Annotated in this window: 17 protein-coding genes; 7 read left to right on the forward strand and 10 right to left on the reverse strand. The window is 70.1% G+C overall.

The features are described 5' to 3' along the window. Positions 1 to 28: 28 nt before the first annotated feature. The gene (gene def, locus OG844_RS40800; protein WP_406388317.1) at positions 29 to 574 is read left to right on the forward strand and encodes a peptide deformylase; all 546 of its coding nucleotides are present in this window, start codon (positions 29 to 31) and stop codon (positions 572 to 574) included. A 20-nt stretch (positions 575 to 594) separates the two neighbouring features. On the opposite strand, the gene OG844_RS40805 is transcribed toward def, so the two are convergent. Continuing rightward, complete coding sequence (locus tag OG844_RS40805; RefSeq protein WP_383175739.1) at positions 595 to 1,245, reverse strand: TetR family transcriptional regulator; 651 nt, start codon at positions 1,243 to 1,245, stop codon at positions 595 to 597. Positions 1,246 to 1,422: 177 nt separating this feature from the next. Here OG844_RS40805 and OG844_RS40810 point away from each other — a divergent pair, with 177 nt between their 5' ends. After that, a complete protein-coding gene (locus OG844_RS40810; protein WP_406388315.1) occupies positions 1,423 to 2,649 on the forward strand; it encodes an acyl-CoA dehydrogenase family protein in 1,227 nt (408 codons plus the stop codon). A gap of 61 nt (positions 2,650 to 2,710) precedes the next feature. On the opposite strand, the gene OG844_RS40815 is transcribed toward OG844_RS40810, so the two are convergent. The 3 genes from OG844_RS40815 to OG844_RS40825 are packed head-to-tail and all read right to left on the reverse strand — an operon-like array spanning position 2,711 to position 4,372. Then, complete coding sequence (locus OG844_RS40815) at positions 2,711 to 3,202, reverse strand: glutathione peroxidase (RefSeq protein WP_406388314.1); 492 nt, start codon at positions 3,200 to 3,202, stop codon at positions 2,711 to 2,713. Positions 3,203 to 3,234: 32 nt separating this feature from the next. Then, complete coding sequence (locus tag OG844_RS40820) at positions 3,235 to 3,777, reverse strand: GNAT family N-acetyltransferase (RefSeq protein WP_406388312.1); 543 nt, start codon at positions 3,775 to 3,777, stop codon at positions 3,235 to 3,237. Between the two features lie 19 nt (positions 3,778 to 3,796). Further along, positions 3,797 to 4,372, reverse strand: coding sequence for a helix-turn-helix domain-containing protein (locus tag OG844_RS40825; protein WP_406388311.1), 576 nt, complete (start codon positions 4,370 to 4,372; stop codon positions 3,797 to 3,799). A 148-nt stretch (positions 4,373 to 4,520) separates the two neighbouring features. Here OG844_RS40825 and OG844_RS40830 point away from each other — a divergent pair, with 148 nt between their 5' ends. After that, positions 4,521 to 4,952, forward strand: coding sequence for a hypothetical protein (locus OG844_RS40830; protein ID WP_329213486.1), 432 nt, complete (start codon positions 4,521 to 4,523; stop codon positions 4,950 to 4,952). Here OG844_RS40830 and OG844_RS40835 read toward each other — a convergent pair. The 3 genes from OG844_RS40835 to OG844_RS40845 form a co-directional block, all read right to left on the reverse strand. Then, on the reverse strand, positions 4,909 to 6,240 hold the full coding sequence (locus OG844_RS40835) for a chloride channel protein (protein ID WP_406388309.1): 1,332 nt from the start codon (positions 6,238 to 6,240) through the stop codon (positions 4,909 to 4,911). The genes OG844_RS40830 and OG844_RS40835 overlap by 44 nt on opposite strands. Before the next feature lie 129 nt (positions 6,241 to 6,369). Then, positions 6,370 to 7,800 carry a DUF2252 domain-containing protein gene (locus OG844_RS40840; RefSeq protein ID WP_406388308.1) on the reverse strand — a complete coding sequence of 477 codons (1,431 nt, stop codon included), beginning with the start codon at positions 7,798 to 7,800 and terminating at the stop codon, positions 6,370 to 6,372. 116 nt (positions 7,801 to 7,916) lie between these two features. Beyond that, positions 7,917 to 8,870: a DUF389 domain-containing protein gene (locus OG844_RS40845; RefSeq protein WP_406388306.1), complete on the reverse strand. Its 954-nt coding sequence runs from the start codon at positions 8,868 to 8,870 to the stop codon at positions 7,917 to 7,919. Positions 8,871 to 8,957: 87 nt separating this feature from the next. Here OG844_RS40845 and OG844_RS40850 point away from each other — a divergent pair, with 87 nt between their 5' ends. Both OG844_RS40850 and OG844_RS40855 read left to right on the forward strand, forming a co-directional pair. Beyond that, positions 8,958 to 10,772, forward strand: coding sequence for a glycoside hydrolase family 15 protein (locus OG844_RS40850; protein ID WP_406388305.1), 1,815 nt, complete (start codon positions 8,958 to 8,960; stop codon positions 10,770 to 10,772). 54 nt (positions 10,773 to 10,826) lie between these two features. Then, positions 10,827 to 11,057: a DUF6011 domain-containing protein gene (locus OG844_RS40855; RefSeq protein ID WP_406388304.1), complete on the forward strand. Its 231-nt coding sequence runs from the start codon at positions 10,827 to 10,829 to the stop codon at positions 11,055 to 11,057. Between the two features lie 14 nt (positions 11,058 to 11,071). Here the strand turns inward: OG844_RS40855 and OG844_RS40860 are convergent, their stop codons facing one another. Further along, a complete protein-coding gene (locus OG844_RS40860) occupies positions 11,072 to 11,950 on the reverse strand; it encodes an acyl-CoA thioesterase II (RefSeq protein WP_329213498.1) in 879 nt (292 codons plus the stop codon). A gap of 34 nt (positions 11,951 to 11,984) precedes the next feature. Beyond that, positions 11,985 to 14,498, reverse strand: coding sequence for a DEAD/DEAH box helicase (locus tag OG844_RS40865; RefSeq protein ID WP_406388302.1), 2,514 nt, complete (start codon positions 14,496 to 14,498; stop codon positions 11,985 to 11,987). A gap of 156 nt (positions 14,499 to 14,654) precedes the next feature. Between OG844_RS40865 and OG844_RS40870 the strand changes: the two genes are divergently transcribed. Continuing rightward, on the forward strand, positions 14,655 to 15,446 hold the full coding sequence (locus OG844_RS40870; protein ID WP_406388300.1) for a metal-dependent hydrolase: 792 nt from the start codon (positions 14,655 to 14,657) through the stop codon (positions 15,444 to 15,446). A gap of 55 nt (positions 15,447 to 15,501) precedes the next feature. Continuing rightward, the gene (locus OG844_RS40875) at positions 15,502 to 17,037 is read left to right on the forward strand and encodes an ATP-dependent DNA ligase (protein ID WP_406388299.1); all 1,536 of its coding nucleotides are present in this window, start codon (positions 15,502 to 15,504) and stop codon (positions 17,035 to 17,037) included. 63 nt (positions 17,038 to 17,100) lie between these two features. Here OG844_RS40875 and OG844_RS40880 read toward each other — a convergent pair whose 3' ends face one another. Continuing rightward, entirely contained in the window at positions 17,101 to 18,462 is a 1,362-nt protein-coding gene (locus tag OG844_RS40880; protein ID WP_406388298.1) for an NAD(P)/FAD-dependent oxidoreductase, read from the reverse strand. Positions 18,463 to 18,529 lie beyond the last annotated feature (67 nt).

Genomic DNA, 18,529 nt, shown 5'->3' on the forward strand with positions numbered 1-18,529 from the left:
AGGTCACGTGGAACGTACGCTTCTCCCCATGCGAAACCGCCCGATCCCCGGCAGTTCCGGACTCGTTCGCGCCCTGAGTCTGCTCGGCGACCCGGTGCTCCACCGACCGTGCGAGGAAGTCACCGACTTCGGGCCCTCGCTCGCCCGGCTGGTCGAGGACATGTTCGCCACCATGTACGCGGCGCAGGGGGTCGGGCTCGCCGCGAACCAGATCGGCGTCCCGTTGAAGGTGTTCGTCTACGACTGCCCGGACGACGAAGAAGTCCGACATCTGGGACATCTCGTCAATCCGGTGCTCGTCGAGGCGGACGGCATCACCGTACGCGGACCGGAGGGGTGCCTTTCACTTCCCGGCCTCGAAGCCGGCACCCAGCGCTTCGACCGTGCGGTGGTCGAGGGCAGGTCCATGACGGGCGAGCCGGTACGGGTCACCGGTACCGGCTGGTTCGCCCGCTGCCTCCAGCACGAGTGCGACCACCTGGACGGCAGGGTCTACACCGACCGGCTGACCGGACTGCGCCGCGCCAGGGCGCTGCGCGCGGCCCGGCGGGCGCCGTGGGGGCGGACGGACTGACTCCTCAAGTGGAAGGCGGTTCAGAAGCCCTGGCCGCCCGGCAGGTCGCCGGCCTCGGCCAGCCTGCCCCAGAGCAGGTCGGCGAGGCTGCGTACGAGCTGTTCGCGCGAGCACGGGCGGTCGCCGAGCCACCAGTCGCCGGCCGCATGCATCATGCCGACGATGCCGTGGCCCCAGATGCGGGCCATCTGTTCGCTGTCCGGGCCGAGGTCGACCCGTTCGGCGATCACCTTGCCGAGCTCCTCGCCGAGGCGGCGCAGCAGCGGGGCGGAGTGCCGGCCCACGTCGAAGCCCTGCTCGGGAGAAGGTGCCGCGTCGTCGGACGGGTGCATCAGGAAGCGGTAGACCTGGGGGCGGGCCTCGATCGCTGCGAGATAGGTGTCCAGAGTCGCCTCGACCCGCTCGCGCCGCTCGGAGGGGGCGTCGAGCGCGGCCCGCAGGGCACTCAGCAGTGCGTCCGTGTGGCGCTTGCCGAGCGCGCGGTAGAGGCCGCCCTTGTCGCCGAAGTGCCGGTAGAGGATGGGCTTGGTGATCCCGGCCTCCGCCGCGATCGCGTTCATCGACGCCTTCGGCCCGTCCCTGAGCACCACGCGGTCCGCCGCTTCGAGCAGCTCCCGGCGCCGGCGTTCGGCCGCCGTCCGCTGTCGCTCGGCCCCTCGTGTGGTCTCCATGTCGTATCTCCCCGCCCCGGCCAGCTGTCATGCGATCTCTTGACGCCCGGGCAACGTAACACCATGACCTGCCGGGCGCGGATCCGCGTGTGACCGGTTGACAGTGGCTACTTGCTGGTAACAGACTGTTGTTACCGCGAGTAACGCATGTTTTTCACTGAAGTGCATGGAGGGAACATGGCCGAGTTCACGCTCGATCTCAACGACGACCAGAAGCAGGTCCGGGACTGGCTCCACGGCTTCGCCGCGGAAGTGATCCGCCCGGCCGCTTCGGAGTGGGACGAGCGTGAGGAAACGCCCTGGCCCGTCATCCAGGAGGCGGCCAAGGTAGGCATCTACTCCCTCGACTTCTACGCCCAGCAGTTCTTCGACCCTACGGGTCTCGGCATCCCCGTGGCTATGGAGGAGCTCTTCTGGGGTGACGCGGGCATCGCCCTGTCGATCGTCGGTACGGGCCTGGCGGCCGTCGGCGTCCTCGCCAACGGCACCGAGGAGCAGATCGGCACCTGGATCCCGCAGATGTACGGCGACGCGAACGATGTGAAGGTCGCCGCCTTCTGCTCCTCCGAGCCGGACGCCGGCTCCGACGTCGGCTCCATGCGTACCCGCGCGGTGTACGACGAGGCCAAGGACGAGTGGATCCTCAACGGCACCAAGACCTGGGCGACCAACGGCGGTATCGCCAACGTCCACGTCGTCGTCGCGGTCGTCGACCCGGAGCTGGGCTCGAAGGGCCACGCCTCGTTCATCGTCCCGCCCGCCACCCCGGGCCTCTCCCAGGGGCAGAAGTTCAAGAAGCACGGCATCCGCGCCTCGCACACCGCCGAGGTGGTCCTCGAGGACGCACGCGTCCCCGGGCACTGCCTGCTCGGCGGCAAGGAGAAGCTCGACGAGCGCCTCGCCCGGGCCCGTGAGCGTGCCAAGTCCGGCGGGGAGCGCGTCAAGAACGCCGCGATGGCCACCTTCGAGGCGTCCCGCCCGGCCGTCGGCGCCATGGCGGTCGGCACCGCCCGTGCCGCCTACGAGGTCGCCCTCGACTACGCGAAGACCCGGACCCAGTTCGGCCGCCCCATCATCGACAACCAGGGCATCGCCTTCCAGCTGGCCGACATGCGTACGCAGATCGACGCGGCCCGGCTGCTGGTCTGGCGCGCCTCCTGGATGGCGAGCGCCGGCAAGCCGTTCACCTCGGCCGAGGGATCGATGTCGAAGCTCTTCGCGAGCGAGACGGCGAAGTCGGTGACCGCCCAGGCCGTCCAGATCCTCGGCGGCAACGGCTACACCCGTGAGTACCCGGTGGAGCGCATGCACCGTGACGCGGCGATCTACACCATCTTCGAGGGCACGAGCGAGATCCAGCGCCTGGTGATCGCCCGCACCCTGTCGGGGATGCCGATCCGCTAGCGCCGGCCCTCGGACGTACCGCGGGGCCGGACCGGGCAACGGTCCGGCCCCGCGAGCCGTTCTACTTCTGCGGCAGGTTCGCCTCGATCGCCGCGATGACCTCGGGCGCGTCCGGCTCGGTACGGGGGCGGATCCGGGCGACCGGTTCGCCGGCCGGGGAGATCAGGAACTTCTCGAAGTTCCACTGGACGTCACCGGCCGCGCCCTCGGCGTCCGCGACCTTCGTGAGCTCCGTGTAGAGCGGGTGCCGGTCCTCGCCGTTGACATCGATCTTCGCCAGGAGCGGGAAGCTCACCCCGTACGTCGTCGAGCAGAACGTCTGGATCTCCTCAGCCGTGCCCGGCTCCTGGCCCGCGAACTGGTTGCAGGGCACGCCGAGGACGGTGAACCCGCGGTCGCCGTACTCCTTCTGGAGCCGCTCCAGACCGGCGTACTGCGGGGTGAGCCCGCACTTCGAAGCGACGTTCACCAGCAGGACCGCGGAGCCCTCGTAGGCCCCCAGCGTGGTCGGCTCGCCGGTGAGGGTGCTCAGCGGGATGTCGTGCAGGGTCATGGGGTATCTCCTCGATAGCGTGGCGTCGCTGTTCATTGTGACTCCTGGGGATTCGCGGGGCCGACCGCCTTGTAGTAGAAGGTGGTCGCCCGCAGGGTGCCGGCGGGGTCCATGGCGTACCGGGGGATCGAGCCGCACTCCGTCCAGCCCGCCGAGCGGTAGAGCCCTTCGGCGGGACTGCCGGTCTCGGTGTCGAGGATCAGCAGGGAGAGCCCCTCGGTGGCGGCCGACCGCTCGACCGCCGTGAGCAGGGCGCGGCCGACTCCTCGGCCGCGGGAGGAGGGCCGCACCATCAGCTTGGCGACCTCCGCGCGGTGCCCGGCATTGGGCAGCGCGGGCCTGACCAGCCCGATCGTGCCGGCCACCCGTTCCCCGTCACGGGCGATCCACACCTGATGGCAGCCCGTCTCGACGGAGGCCGCCCGCTCCCGCCACCAGGTGGCGGCAGCCCCGCGGTCCAGCGGTGCCAGGAAGCCCACCGAGGATCCGCCCTCCACGGTCTCGACCAGCAGGGCAGCCAACTCGTCGGCGTACGTGACCAGTTCGGGGCCGGACACGGAGACGATCTCGGTCATGCGACAGGTCCTTTCACATTCACGGCAGGACGATCATCAGGGCGTAGCGGACCCGGTCGGGGCCGGGGCAGTGGAACTGCGAGGGGCCGTGCAGCCGGAAGCGCAGGCAGTCTCCGGGGCCGACGGTGTGCGCCGTGCCTTCGACGGTGATCTCGACCGTCCCCTCGAGTACCCAGATGTGCTGCTCCACGCCGGGCACGGGCGGATTCTCGTACGTGACGACGGAGCCCGCGGCGAGCGCGCCCTCGATGACCTCGGCACGCAGGCCGGCGTGCGGCGGCGACACGGAACGGCGCACGAATCCGGCGCGCTCGTCCCGCCACACCGGCTGCTGTGCGGCGGGCACGAGTCCTGGCGGCTCCGCCTCCACCTCCATCAGCAGCCGCGACATGGTCCGCTCGTACACCGTGCACAGCTGTCCGAGCACGGTGGTGGTGGGACTCAGCTCGCCGCGCTCCAGTCGTGACAGCGTCGAGCGGCTCACGCCGGCGCGGCGGGACAGCTCGTCCAGCGACCAGCCGCGTTCGGTGCGGAGCAGGCCCAGCCGGGTCGCGAGCCGGGCATCGACGGACTCCGGCGCACCCTGTTCTCTCATATGCGGGATTGTATCTCTGATCGGAGATAGGTGTCAGGCGGTCTACGTGCCGATCGGGTGATGGTGTGTCAGTCTGATAAATGCGACATAAGCCATATGTGCGGCGCGTCCTGCGCCGCACATCGGCTGCGGAACCTAGGAGACTGACATGGCTGGAAGCATGAGTGGGACGCGAACGGGCCACGACGCCCCGGACGCGCACAAGGAGGTTCAGTCCGGCTGGACCGTCTTCGCCGCAGTGATGATGATCTTCGGCGGTGCGATGGCCATCCTCGAGGGGATAGCCGCCCTGGCCAAGGACGATCTCTTCGTCTCCACGAGCAACTACGTGTTCAAGTTCAGCCTGACCGGCTGGGGCTGGGTGCACCTCATCCTCGGCATCGTGGTCGTTCTCGCCGGCTGCGCCCTGTTCACCGGAGCGCTCTGGGCGCGTGCGGTCGGTGTCGTGCTGGCCGGACTCCTGGCCATCGCCAACTTCCTGTGGCTCCCCTACTACCCGTTCTGGTCCATCGTGCTCATCGCGATCAACGTCTTCATCATCTGGGCGCTGTGTTCGGGGTCGCAGAAGGCTCGAGCCTGAGTACGAGGACGTAGGAGACCACGACGGAGACGATCACGAGCGGCATGACCGTGATGCCCTCGGATCCCAGCAGCAGCGTGGCGAGCAGTACCGATGTCATCGGCAGCTTGAGCATCGCCACGCACATCGCCCCGAGTCCCATCGCGAAACCCGAGGTGGCGTTCAGGCCGGGCAGGTGCGACAGTGCCAGCCCGCCTGCCGCCCCCAGGAACATCGACGGGAAGATGGGGCCACCTCTGAAGCTGCTCAACGACAAGGCATACGCGAGCGCCTTGCAGGTGATCAGTACCAGGAGCGTTCCGACCGAATATTCGGCGTCCTCGGTGAGCAGACCCCCGAGGGCGTCCTGGCCCGAGTACAGCACCTCGGACGCGTCCCCGCCCGTGCTCTCGGCATACAGGAGCGCGAGTACGCCGACGGCCACGCCCGTTCCCACGGTGGCGATCACCCTCCGCTGTTCGACCCACTCCTGCAGGAGCAGGGCAAGCCTTCTGATGCCCGTGCCCGCGAAGGCCGCCGCGACTCCGAGGGCGAGCGCCCAGCCGAACTCGGCGACGGTGGGCGTGGGCGTGTGCGGCACGTGCGGGATGGCGAGGGAGTACGTCCCCAGCCCGGTCCACGATCCCAGCCCGACGAAGATGAGCGCCCCGATGCCCGAGGCGAGCAGCCCCGGCACGAGCACGAGGCCGAGCATCATCCCGGCGAGGCCGGACGCCTCCATCAGCAGGAACGCGCCGGCGAGCGGTGATCCCAGGAGGGCGCTGATGGCGGCGAAGCTGCCTGCGGCCGCAACCATGGCGCTCGCGCTCGGCTCGATGCCGGGTTTCAGTAGACGCACCGCGCACACGGCCAGCCCGCCGCCGATGGCGATGAGCGGGGCCTCGGGTCCGAGGACCGCGCCGAGGCCGAGGGACGCGAGGGCGGCGAGCGCGACCCCCGGAAGTTCCGCGGCCGTCGGTGCCCCTGATTTCACCAGGCCCTCGGCCGGCTTGTGTCCACCCGTTCCCGGGAGGTAACGGATGCTCAGTGCCGTCAGCAGGCCCGCGACGGCGAGCAACGGGACCGGCCACCACGTCGGCGTATCGTCGAAGCCCAGTGCGTGGGGCAGGTCCTTGTAGGTCAGGTTCTGGAGCTCGTGGACGAGCGCCAGGAACCCGAACGCCGCGGCGGAGATGGGGACTCCGAGGATTGCCACCATGACCAGAAGTACTGCGTAACTCCGCGTGCGGATCACCGCGCGCGGATCCGGGGACTCCGTGCCGGGTGTTCCGACCGGTGCGGCCGACATCGTCATGGTCTCCTCGGTTTCGGGTCCCGGCCGGCTCGTCCTGCCCCGCCGGGCTCCTCACGTGATACCACGATGTCCCGCTATGTCCGCGGTGTACCCGCTGTTGAGGTGGGGTGAATCCGGGTCTCGCTACTTCGTGCCCGCCCCGGTCGCGGGAAGACGGCCCGTGGCCACCGCATCGACCAGTGCCCGGTGGTCCCGCTCGTTCTGGTCGGCGTACCGCTCGGCGAACGTCTGCAGCGCCCGGTCGAACCCGTCGCCGTGGCCCAAGTAGGCCGCGATGGCGATCCGGTCACCGGACCGCGCGTGCGCACGGGCCAGCGTCATCCCGCACAACTCGCCGAAAGCGGCCATTCCGCGCGGCACCATCTGCTCCGGTTCGGCGATGCCCTTCCAGTCGCGCAACTGGCGTACGTAGAAGTCCCTGCGTTTCCCGTCGAACCCCTCCACCCGCTCCCAGCCCAGGAAGATGTCGCCGGCAGCCTGCATCAGGCGCTGACCGGCCACCACCCGCTCGCCCTGATTCCGGTAGGCGCTCGCCCCGGCGTGCGCCGCGAGCACCGAGGAGTCGGCCTCCTTGGCCTGGAGGACGAGCGGATCCCCGCCGTCCCTGCCCAGCAGGAGGATGATCCAGCAGCGCGTCCCGACGCTTCCCACGCCCACGACCTTGCGGGCCATGTCCACGGGCCGGAAGTCGGCGAGCAGGGACCGCCGGTCCGAAGGAAGGCTGAGGCCGTAGCGCCGGAGAAGCGTCCGGAACTGCTTCTCCGTCGCGCTGCGTTCCGCGTCGGGAAGCAAGTCCGCGACCGGCACGATCAGGGGTGGATCCGCGGCGATCCGGAGCTGCCCGCCGACCACCTCGGTGAGTTTGTCGAACGCCTGCAGGCTGTCCCGGGTGCGGGCCTTGGCCGTCGCTCTGGCCATGCGCTTGCGGCCCCGGGAGGCCAGTCTGTCGGCGGCCAGGGCCTTGAGACGACCCTCGTCGGTCTGCGTGTACCAGACATCGAGATTGCGCATGCCCGCGAACCGGATCATCGACTCCCGGTACGACCGGACGGTGGCCCGTACGATGCGGGCCCGCTCCTTGTCCGAGAAGCCGTTGGCGCGCCCCGCGATGACGAGGCTGGCCGCCAGCCGCTTCACGTCCCACTCCCAGGGACCCGGCAAAGTCTCGTCGAAGTCGTTGATGTCGAACAGCAGATGGCGCTCGGGGGAGGCCAGCAGTCTGAAGTTCAGCAGATGGGCGTCACCGCACAGCTGCGCCCTGATTCCCGAGGCGGGCGTCCCGGCCAGGTCGGAGGCCATGACGGCCGCGGCGCCCCGGTAGAAACGGAAGGGTGACTCCGTCATCCGCCCGTAGCGGATCGGGACGAGCTCCTGCACCCTGGCCGCCGACTGGGCCTCCAGGAGGGCCAGTGGATCCGGCCGGTCCGCCGGTGGCTCGTACACCTGGTGGCTCGACCGGGGAGCCCGCTTGCGGGCTGCCTTGCCGAGCGCGGCCCGTTCCTTCGGTGTCGAGCCCGGTACGGCACGGAGCGGTGAGGTGCGTTCCTGGGGCATGGCGGCCCTCCTGACTGCGCGCGGGGCCGTGCGGGCGGCCCCTGCCTCCCATCATCCCCGGCCGGACGGATTCCGCCCGCCCGGCGCGTTCCGGCGGCGGGGGTCGCCGTGTGGACTCAGGCGTGTCCCCGCTTCCTGGCCCGGCGGCCCACCCTCCGCCAGATCGCACGCTGGCACCGCAGCGCACCCGCGCCCACCACGATGAGCACCACGATGTTCACCAGGAGCTGGATGAGGGAACCCCGTGCCTCGGACCAGCTGGCGAAAGCAGTCGACACGCTGATGGCCGCAGCGGCCGGAATGGTGGTGACTGAGATGAACACCCCGAGGAGGGCGCTCGCGCGGGCCTCCGTGAGCGACACGATGCCGACGACAGCGGCGAGGGCGGCGACGGCGAAGGAGAAGAAGTTGGGGGTGTTGATCAGGTCGGAGACCGGCCGGAGCCCCAGGTCGAAAGCCTCCGACTGAAGACCGAAGCCGCGGATGAGGAGGCTGAAGAGGAAGGTGACCACGATCGTCAGCAGGAAGCCTGTGCACAGGGCGCCCAGCCCTGCGCGGATCATGGTCCGGTCGCCCCTGTCGATGCCCAGCGCCACGGCGACGATAGCGCCGTACTCGGGGCCGACGACCATGGCCCCGACGATCAGGATCTGGGAGTTGGTGACGATGCCGACCGAGCCGATGAGACCCGCGATGACCAGGTAGAGGTAGAAGCTCGGCGGGTACCTCCCCTCGGACCTGATGCGCGCCTCCACCTGGGCCCAGACCGGGGCGTTGACAAGTGCCCCGAGGCGGCGGGCCGCGTTCTCCGATGCCCGCCCCGAGAACGCCATGTCCACCGGCTCGATGACGACGGAACCGTCCACGTCGATCTCGAGTCCCCGCAGGCCCCGCAGTACATCGTTCGCCGCCCCCGCCAGCACATCGCAGGCGAAGGCGTCACCGTCGGGGTGGCGCGCGGCGCCACGCTGCACGATCAGGTTCAGGACGTAAGGGTCACCGGCGAGGAGCTCCACGACCCGGTCGGTGCGGTCCGGGGGGCTCACCGCGCGGACATGGATCATGTCCATTCCGTGCCCCCACGAGGCAGGGCGGGCGGCCGGATGCCGGGTGGCTGATAGTGGCATAGACAGTGACATGCCGGAGATTGGACGGTCATGGACCGATACCCTCCCATAGCCACCCACGGTCTGGTGGGCGACCTGCAGACCTGCGCGCTGATCTCCTCGCAGGGCGTCGTCGACTGGCTGGCCGTCCCCCGGTTCGATTCCCCGAGCGTCTTCGCCGCACTGCTCGACCACGACCGGGGCGGCTGTTTCCGGCTGTCGCCCGACGGCCCGGAGAGCTCCTGCAAGCAGCTCTACTACCCGGACACCGCCGTGCTGGTCACCCGCTTCATGTCGCCCGACGGAGTCGGCGAAGTGCTCGACTGGATGGCGCCGATCACCTCCGGCGGCGCCACCGGCCGGCACACACTGGTACGGAAAGTGCGCGCGGTGCGGGGGACCGTACGGTTCTCGATGGAGTGCAGGCCCCGGTTCGACTACGGGCGTGCGTCCCATGAGCTCGAACTCGGCCCGGAGGGAGCCGTGTTCAGGTCTGCGGGGATCAGCGGGCATCTGCGGACAGGCTTTCCCCTGGAGCGCGACGGCCACGATGTGCGCGGAACGGTGACGCTGGGCGTGGGCGAGTCGGCGGTCGCCGTCTTCACCGTCTGCGGGCCCGACGGACCCGCGCCGCCGCGGCCCACCGTCGAGGGGACCGACGAGCAGCTCTGGGAGGTCGTCGAGTTCTGGCAGAACTGGCTGCGCACCTCCCGTTACCGGGGCCGTTGGTCGGACATGGTCAACCGTTCCGCCATCACCCTGAAGCTCCTCACCTACGCCCCCACCGGCGCACCGGTCGCCGCCGCCACGATGGGCCTGCCCGAGCAGATCGGTGGTGAACGCAACTGGGACTACCGGTACACCTGGGTCAGGGACGGGTCACTGTCGGTGCGGGCCCTGCTGGACCTGGGATTCGTCGAGGAGGCGACCGCTTTCACCCGCTGGCTGGGCGCCCGCCTCGGGGACGGGGACATCGACGGCGAGGCACTGCAGACCATGTACCGCGTCGACGGCGAACCCCTGCCGGCGGAGGAGATTCTCACGCACCTCGAGGGCTACCGCGGTTCCCATCCGGTACGCCTGGGCAACGCCGCCTCCGACCAGTTGCAGCTCGACATCTACGGCGAGGCCCTCTACGCACTCTCCGAAGGGCACGAGGTCGGCATCCAGGCGGGCTACCGCGGCTGGAAGAAGGTCTCCCGCACCCTGGACTGGCTCGCCGACTCCTGGGACGGCCCCGACGAGGGCATCTGGGAAACGCGCGGCGGACGCGAGGACTTCACCTACAGCCGGGTGATGTGCTGGGCCGCGTTCGACCGCGGGCTGAAGCTCGCGACCGCGTTCAGCAGACCGGCCGATACCGTCCGGTGGACCCGGGCCAGGGACTCCATCCTCGAACAGGTCATGGAACGGGGCTGGAGCGAGCAGGAAAAGGCGTACGTCCAGCACTACGAGGGGGACGTTCTCGACGCCTCGCTGCTCCTGATGCCCAGGGTGGGATTCCTCGCACCCAAGGACCCCAGCTGGCTGTCCACCCTGGACGCCATGAACGACACCCTCGTCTCCGACAGCCTGGTCTACCGCTACGACCCGGCCGCCTCCCCGGACGGCCTGCGCGGCTCCGAGGGCACGTTCAGCCTCTGCACATTCCTCTACGTCGACGCGCTGGCCCGCGCCGGGCGACTGCGGATGGCCCGCTACACGTTCGAGAAGATGCTCACCTACGCCAACCACGTCGGCCTGTTCGCCGAGGAGATCGGCCCCACCGGCGAGCAACTGGGCAACTTCCCCCAGGCATTCACCCACCTCTCCCTCATCACGGCAGCCCGCACCCTCGACGAGGCACTCGACCGGCTGCGCGACTGACAGGTCGCACGGTCACCGGTCGTGCCTGCCGCCCTGGCTTGAGAGGATCCGTACGTGAAGTCCCCCGAGCCCTTCCCTGAACTCTTCCCCGGACCGCAGCCCGAAGCCGGCCGGACCGAGGGCCGCCGTACGGTGCGCTGCGGCCTGTGCGGACGCCCCCTCACCGGCGCGGACTCACGCCGCACCGGACTCGGCCCCTCCTGCGACGCCAAACTGCATCCGGCAGGCCCGGACATCCGGACCCGCCGTCACGACGTCGAGCAGGACACGCTGCCCGGCATCTGACCCCGCAGTGGGCGCTACGCGCCGTCGAGACGGCGGAACAGGCCCTCCTGCACCACCGACACCAGCAACTGCCCCTGGCGGTCGTAGATCCGGCCCCTGGCCAGTCCGCGGCCACCCGTGGCGATCGGCGACTCCTGGTCGTACAGGAACCACTCGTCCGCCCGGAACGGCCGGTGGAACCACATGGCGTGGTCCAGCGACGCCATGTCGAAGCCGCGCGGACCCCACAGCGGCTCCACCGGGATCCGGACCGCGTCCAGCAGCGTCATGTCGCTCGCGTACGTCAGCGCACAGGTGTGCACGAGCGGGTCGTCGCCCAGCGGGCCCACCGCGCGCATCCACACCGCGCTGCGCGGGTCCGCGTCCTTGATCTCCTCGTGCGTCCAGCGCAGCCGGTCGACGTAGCGGATGTCGAAGGGCTGACGCCGCGCCATCCGCTCCAGCGCCTCCGGCAGCCCGCCCAGGTGCTCGCGCACCTCGTCGGCGACCGTGGGCAGGTCGTCGGGGTCCGGCACCGTACGGGCGGGCGGCAGCTGATGCTCGAAGCCCGCCTCCTCGGGACGGTGGAAGGACGCCGTCAGATTGAAGATCGTCCGGCCCTGCTGGACGGCCGTGACCCGGCGGGTGGTGAAGGACCGGCCGTCCCTCACCCGCTCGACGTCGTACACGATCGGCACACCGGGGCGGCCGGGCCGCAGGAAGTAGGCGTGCAGCGAGTGGACGGGACGGTCCCCGTCCGTGGTGCGGCCTGCCGCGACCAGGGCCTGTCCCGCGACCTGACCGCCGAAGACCCGTTGCAGGGACTCGTCGGGGCTGCGGCCACGGAAGATGTTGACCTCGATCCGCTCCAGGTCGAGAAGATCGACCAAGCGCTCGGCGGGGTTCGTCGTCATGCGGTTCTTCTCCACTCTCGAAGCCGGTGCGTCGTCACAGCTGGCCGACGGCCGTGACGCGGACAACCGCACGGCCCTCCTCGTCGGAGGCCGCCAGATCGACCTCCGCACGGATACCCCAGTCATGGTCACCCGCCGGGTCGGCAAAGGCCTGCCACACGCGCCACAGACCGTGCTCGAGGTCCTCGTCGATCTTCAGCAGCTTCGGGCCGCGCGCGTCCGGACCCGTACCCAGGTCCTCGTGCGCTTCCCAGTAGCCGTCCATCGCCTCGCCCCAGGCGTCCTCGTCCCAGCCCGAGTCGGCGTCGAGCTCGCCCAGGTCGCGGACCCGGTCCAGGGCGGCCAGCTCCACCCGGCGGAACATCGCGTTGCGCACCAGGACCCGGAAGGCGCGGGCGTTGGCGGTGACCGGCTTGACCTCGTCGGCCCGCTCCTGAGCCTGCTCGGCGGTCTCCACCTCCGGGTTCGCCAGCTGCTCCCACTCGTCCAGCAGGCTGGAGTCCACCTGACGCACCATCTCGCCGAGCCAGGCGATCAGATCCTCCAGGTCCTCGGACTTCAGGTCGTCCGGGATGGTGTGCTCGAGCGCCTTGTACGCACTCGCCAGATAGCGCAGCACGATGCCCTCGGTACGGGCCAGCTCGTAGTTCGACGTGAACTCCGTGAACGTCATGGCCCGTTCGTACATGTCCCGGATCACCGACTTCGGCGACACGGGATGGTCGCCGACCCACGGGTGGCTCGTGCGGTACACGTCGTACGCGTGCCAGAGCAGCTCGCTCAGCGGCTTGGGGTACGTGACCTCCTGGAGCCGCTCCATCCGGTCCTCGTACTCGACGCCGTCCGCCTTCATCTGCCCGACGGCCTCGCCCCGCGCCTTGTTCTGCTGGGCGGCGAGGATCTGCCGCGGGTCGTCGAGCGTCGACTCGACGACGGAGACCATGTCCAGGGCGTACGAAGGGGATTCGGCGTCCAGCAGGTCGAACGCGGCCAGCGCGAAGGTCGACAGCGGCTGGTTCAGTGCGAAGTCCTGCTGGAGATCGACGGTCAGGCGCACGATCCGGCCCTCGGCGTCCGGGGTGTCGAGCTGCTCCACCACACCGCCGTCGAGCAGCGAGCGGTAGATGGCGATGGCCCGCCGGATGTGCCGGAGCTGAGCCCGGCGCGGCTCGTGGTTGTCCTCCAGCAGGTGCCGCATCGCCTCGAAGGCGTTGCCCGGGCGGGCGATCACCGAGAGCAGCATCGTGTGCGTGACCCGGAAGCGCGAGGTCAGGGGCTCGGGATCGGAGGTGATGAGCTTGTCGAAGGTGGTCTCCGACCAGGCGACAAAGCCCTCGGGGGCCTTCTTGCGGACCACCTTGCGCTTCTTCTTGGGGTCGTCGCCCGCCTTCTTGACGGCCTTCTCGTTCTCGATGACGTGCTCGGGTGCCTGGGCGACCACGAAGCCGGCCGTGTCGAAACCGGCCCGGCCGGCGCGGCCGGCGATCTGGTGGAACTCGCGGGCGCGCAGCGTGCGCACCCGGGTGCCGTCGTACTTGGTGAGGGCGGTGAACAGCACCGTGCGGATCGGGACGTTGACGCCGACACCGAGTGTGTCCGTACCGCAGATCACCTTCAGCAGGCCCGCCTGCGCGAGCTTCTCGACCAGGCGGCGGTACTTGGGGAGCATGCCCGCGTGGTGCACCCCGATGCCGTGCCGTACGTAACGGGAGAGGTTCTGGCCGAACTTGGTGGTGAAACGGAAGTTGCCGATCAGATCGGCGATCTTCTCCTTCTCCTCCTTCGTGCACATGTTGATGCTCATCAGCGACTGCGCGCGCTCGACGGCCGCCGCCTGGGTGAAGTGCACGATGTAGACCGGCGACTGCCGGGTGTCCAGGAGCTCGGTGAGCGTCTCGGTGATCGGCGTCAGCCGGTACTCGTAACTGAGCGGGACCGGACGCGTCGCCGAGCGCACCACGGAGGTGGGGCGGCCGGTGCGGCGGGTCAGGTCCTCCTCGAACATCCTGACGTCACCGAGCGTGGCCGACATCAGGATGAACTGGGCCTGCGGCAGTTCCAGGATCGGGATCTGCCAGGCCCAGCCGCGGTCCTGCTCCGCGTAGAAGTGGAACTCGTCCATCACGACCTGGCCGACGTCCGCGTACTTCCCGTCACGCAGCGCGATGGAAGCCAGCACCTCGGCCGTGCAGCAGATCACCGGGGCGTCGGCGTTGACCGAGGCGTCGCCGGTCAGCATGCCCACGTTCTCCGTGCCGAACATCTTGCACAGGTCGAAGAACTTCTCCGAGACCAGCGCCTTGATCGGCGCGGTGTAGAACGTGACCTTGTCCTGGGCCAGGGCCGTGAAGTGCGCACCCGCCGCGACCAGGCTCTTTCCGGAGCCGGTGGGGGTGGAAAGGATCACATTCGCCCCGGAGACCACCTCGATCAGCGCCTCCTCCTGAGCCGGATAGAGGGTGATGCCCTGCGATTCGGTCCATGACGAGAAGGCCTCGAAGAGGGCGTCCGGGTCGGCGGTCGGGGGCAGCTGATCGATAAGGGTCACGCCCCCATCTTGCCTGCCTTGTGCCCGGATGCGGGAACCGGAGGACCGACCGAAGATCACGGACGATACGCTGCCCACTCAACTCGGCCGCAGCGCACAGGCAATGGCGGCCCGGCCGTGCCGCACGGCCGAATCACGATGGGGGCGGAAACAGCCATGATGGGACCGGCACACTCTCTGTCAGGGGCAGCCGCCTGGCTGGGGGTGGGCGCCGCGGCCGCCGCCGCGGGCCACACGATGCCCTGGCCGGTCCTCGTCGTGGGGGCACTGATCTGCGCGGGCGCCGCGCTCGCCCCCGACCTCGACCACAAGTCCGCCACGATCTCGCGTGCCTTCGGCCCGATCTCCAAGGGCGTGTGCGAGATCGTCGACAAACTCTCGTACGCCGTCTACAAGGCGACCAAGGGAGCCGGCGACCCGCGCAGGACGGGCGGACACCGAACCCTCACCCATACCTGGCTGTGGGCGGTGCTGATGGGCGGGGGCGCCTCTCTCGCGGCGATCACCGGCGGCCGGTGGGCGGTCCTGGCGATTCTCTTCGTCCATCTCGTGCTCGCCGTCGAGGGCCTGCTGTGGCGGGCCGCGCGCATGTCCAGCGACGTCCTCGTCTGGATGCTCGGCGCGACCAGCGCGTGGATCCTGGCCGGGGTGCTCGACAAGCCGGGCCACGGTTCGGACTGGCTGTTCGCCGAGCCCGGCCAGGAGTACCTGTGGCTGGGCCTGCCGATCGTGCTCGGGTCCCTCGTCCACTGCGTCGGCGACGCGCTCACCGTCTCGGGCTGCCCGATCCTGTGGCCGATCCCGCTCGGCCGCAAGCGGTGGTACCCACTCGGACCCCCGAAGTTCATGCGCTTCCGGGCCGGCAGCTGGGTGGAGATCAAGGTGCTGATGCCCGCGTTCATGGTGCTCGGGGGAGTGGGCGCGGCCGCGGCGCTCAACTTCATCTGACCGCCGCGCGCCCGTTCCGGGGGCGGTGCGCACCGAGCCGTAGCACCATGACCCCATGCTGCTCGCCCGGCTCGCCCACGTGTCCCTCGAGGTCGCCGCGACATCGGCACGGACCCGGAAGGTCGCCCTGCTCGCCGGACTGTTCCGGGAGGCCGGTCCCGACGACGTCCCCGTGGTCATCCCGTACCTCGCCGGCCGCCTCCCACAGGGGCGGCTCGGCATCGGGTGGAGCACCCTGGGCGATCCCGTGGCGCCCGCGGACACGGCGACGCTGACGGCGACGGACGTCGACGCGGAACTGACGGCGATCGGGGCCCTGACCGGTCCGGGCTCGCAGGCCGCGCGCAAGGAGCGCCTCCAGCGGCTGTTCGGCGCCGCCACCGCCGACGAGCAGCATCTTCTGCGCGGGCTGCTCACCGGTGAGGTGCGCCAGGGGGCACTCGACGCCGTCGCCATCGACGCCCTGGCCGGTGCCACCGGCGCGGTGCCCGCAGAGGTGCGCCGCGCCGTCATGCTCGCCGGATCACTGGAGGCGGTCGCCCGCGCGCTGCTCGCGGACGGCCCCGGGGCTCTCCCGGCCTTCGGACTCACTGTCGGCCGGCCGGTCCTGCCGATGCTCGCTCACACCGCGCGCTCGGTCACCGAAGCCATCGACAAGCTGGGGCCGTGCGCCGTCGAGGAGAAGCTCGACGGCATTCGCGTACAGGTGCACCGAGACGGGGCGCGGGTGCAGGTCCACACCCGCACCCTCGACGACATCACCGACAGGCTTCCCGAGCTGGTCACGGCGGTGGCCGGCTTCGGAGGCGACCGGTTCGTCCTCGACGGCGAGGTGATCGCTCTCGGGCCCGACGGCAGACCGCGGCCCTTCCAGGAGACCGCCGGCCGGGTCGGATCCCGGCGGGACGTCGTCACAGCGGCTGCCGAGGTCCCCGTGGTCGCCGTCTTCTTCGACGTGCTCTCCGTCGACGGGCGCGAACTGCTGGACCTCCCCCTCACCGAACGGCACACGGAGCTGGCCGCCCTTGTCCCGGAACCGATGCGGGTGCGGCGCTTCCTCGTGACGGACCCCGGGGACGAAGCGGCACGCGGGGGCGCGGTGGCGTTCTTCGAGACCACCCTGGCGCACGGCCACGAAGGCGTGGTGGTCAAGGGACTGACCGCGCCCTACAGCGCGGGCCGACGGGGCGCCTCCTGGCTGAAGGTGAAGCCTGTGCACACCCTCGACCTCGTGGTCCTGGCGGCCGAGTGGGGGCACGGCAGACGCACCGGAAAACTGTCCAACCTCCATCTGGGAGCGAGGCGGCAGGACGGCACCTTCGCCATGCTCGGCAAGACCTTCAAAGGCCTCACGGACAAGATGCTCGCCTGGCAGACCGAACGCCTCCGGGAACTGTCCACCGGCGACGACGGACACGTCGTCACCGTGCGGCCGGAGCTCGTCGTCGAGATCGCCTACGACGGACTCCAGAGTTCCACCCGCTACCCGGCGGGCGTCACCCTGCGGTTCGCCCGGGTGCTGCGCTACCGCGAGGACAAGTCGCCGCAGGAGGCGGACACGGTCGACACGGTGCTCGGCCGACGGATCTGAACCCGGCGCCGGACGCGAGCGCGGCCCCCACCGGTGCGGCGGGGGCCCGCGCCTGACCGCTGATCAGCCGCGGGTGCCCGTCGACGCGGTGTGCGCGCGGAGCTGTTCCGGCGTGAGGTAGGCGTCGGTGTACTCGAAGTCGCGCAGGGTGGCGGGCTTGCGGGCCTGGAATCCGGTCCGTACGAAGTCGTCCCCCGCGATCGCGTTCAGCATCCAGTTCGTCAGGACCCGGGTCTTGGCGACATTGGTCCTCAGCCCCGACCAGTGGTAGCCGCGTGCCACCAACTGGGCGGGCATGCCCTTCAGCTCGATGCCCAGCGGCTTGGACACCGCGTCCCGGCCGCCGAGGTCCACGACGAGACCGAGGTCCTTGTGGACGTACGGCTGCAGCGGACGGCCGCGCAGCGAAGCGATGAGGTTGTCCGCCAGCACCCGCCCCTGCCGTATGGCGTGCTGCGCGGTGGGAGGGCAGACCGCTCCGTCGCCGGTGGCCAGGTCGGGCACCGCCGCCGAGTCGCCCAGGGCGAACACCCCGTCCACGCCCGGCACCTGCATCTCCGGGGTCACCGCGAGCCTGCCGCGTACCGTCTCCGCGTCGAGGGTGGCGACGAGCGGGCTGGCCGCGACCCCGGCGGTCCAGATGAGCGTGCGGCTGGGCAGCACCCGGCCGTCGGTGAAGGTCACCTTGTCCGGAGCCGCCTCGGCCACCGAGACACCGAGGGACACCTCGATGCCGCGCTTGCGCAGGATCTCCAGCGCGGTGCGCCCCAGCTTGTCGCCGAGCTCGGGCATGAGCTTGGGCGCGATGTCGATCAGATGCCACTTGATCAGCTTCGGGTCCAGCCGGGGGTAGTGCCGGACGGCGTTGGCGGTCAGCCGCTGCAGGCAGGCGGCGGTCTCCGTGCCCGCGTATCCGCCGCCCACCACCACGAACTGCAGCCGGGACTCCCGTTCGGCCTCGTCCTGGCTGGCATCGGCCAGGTCGAGCTGGGAGATGACGTGGTCCCGGATGTAGGCGGCCTCGGCCAGCGTCTTCATCCCCCGCGCGTTGTCGACCAGCCCAGGGATGTCGAACGTCCGGGTGACGCTCCCGGCGGCCAGCACGAGGTGGTCGTACGGCTCGTTCACGATCTCATCGGTGATCTTGCGGATGACGCAGATCTTCGCCTTCGTGTCCACACCGATGGCGCCGCCCGGCACGATCCGGGTGCGGTGGCGCCGGCTCCTGCGCAGGGAGACGGCGACCGACTGGGGGGTGAGCACCCCGGACGCCACCTGCGGGAGCAGCGGAAGATAGAGCTGGTACGAGAACGGCGTGACGAGGGCGATGTCCGCCTCACCGGGGGTGAGGCTGCGTTCCAGCCGGCGCACGCACTCGACTCCGGCGAAGCCTGCGCCGACAACGAGGATCCTGGGTCGTGCCACGGTGTGCGTCCCTTCTCGGGCTTACGCGGTCATCGCTCACCTGCCCCGTATCCGGGGCCAGTCACTC

The organism is Streptomyces sp. NBC_00887 (assembly GCF_045207585.1).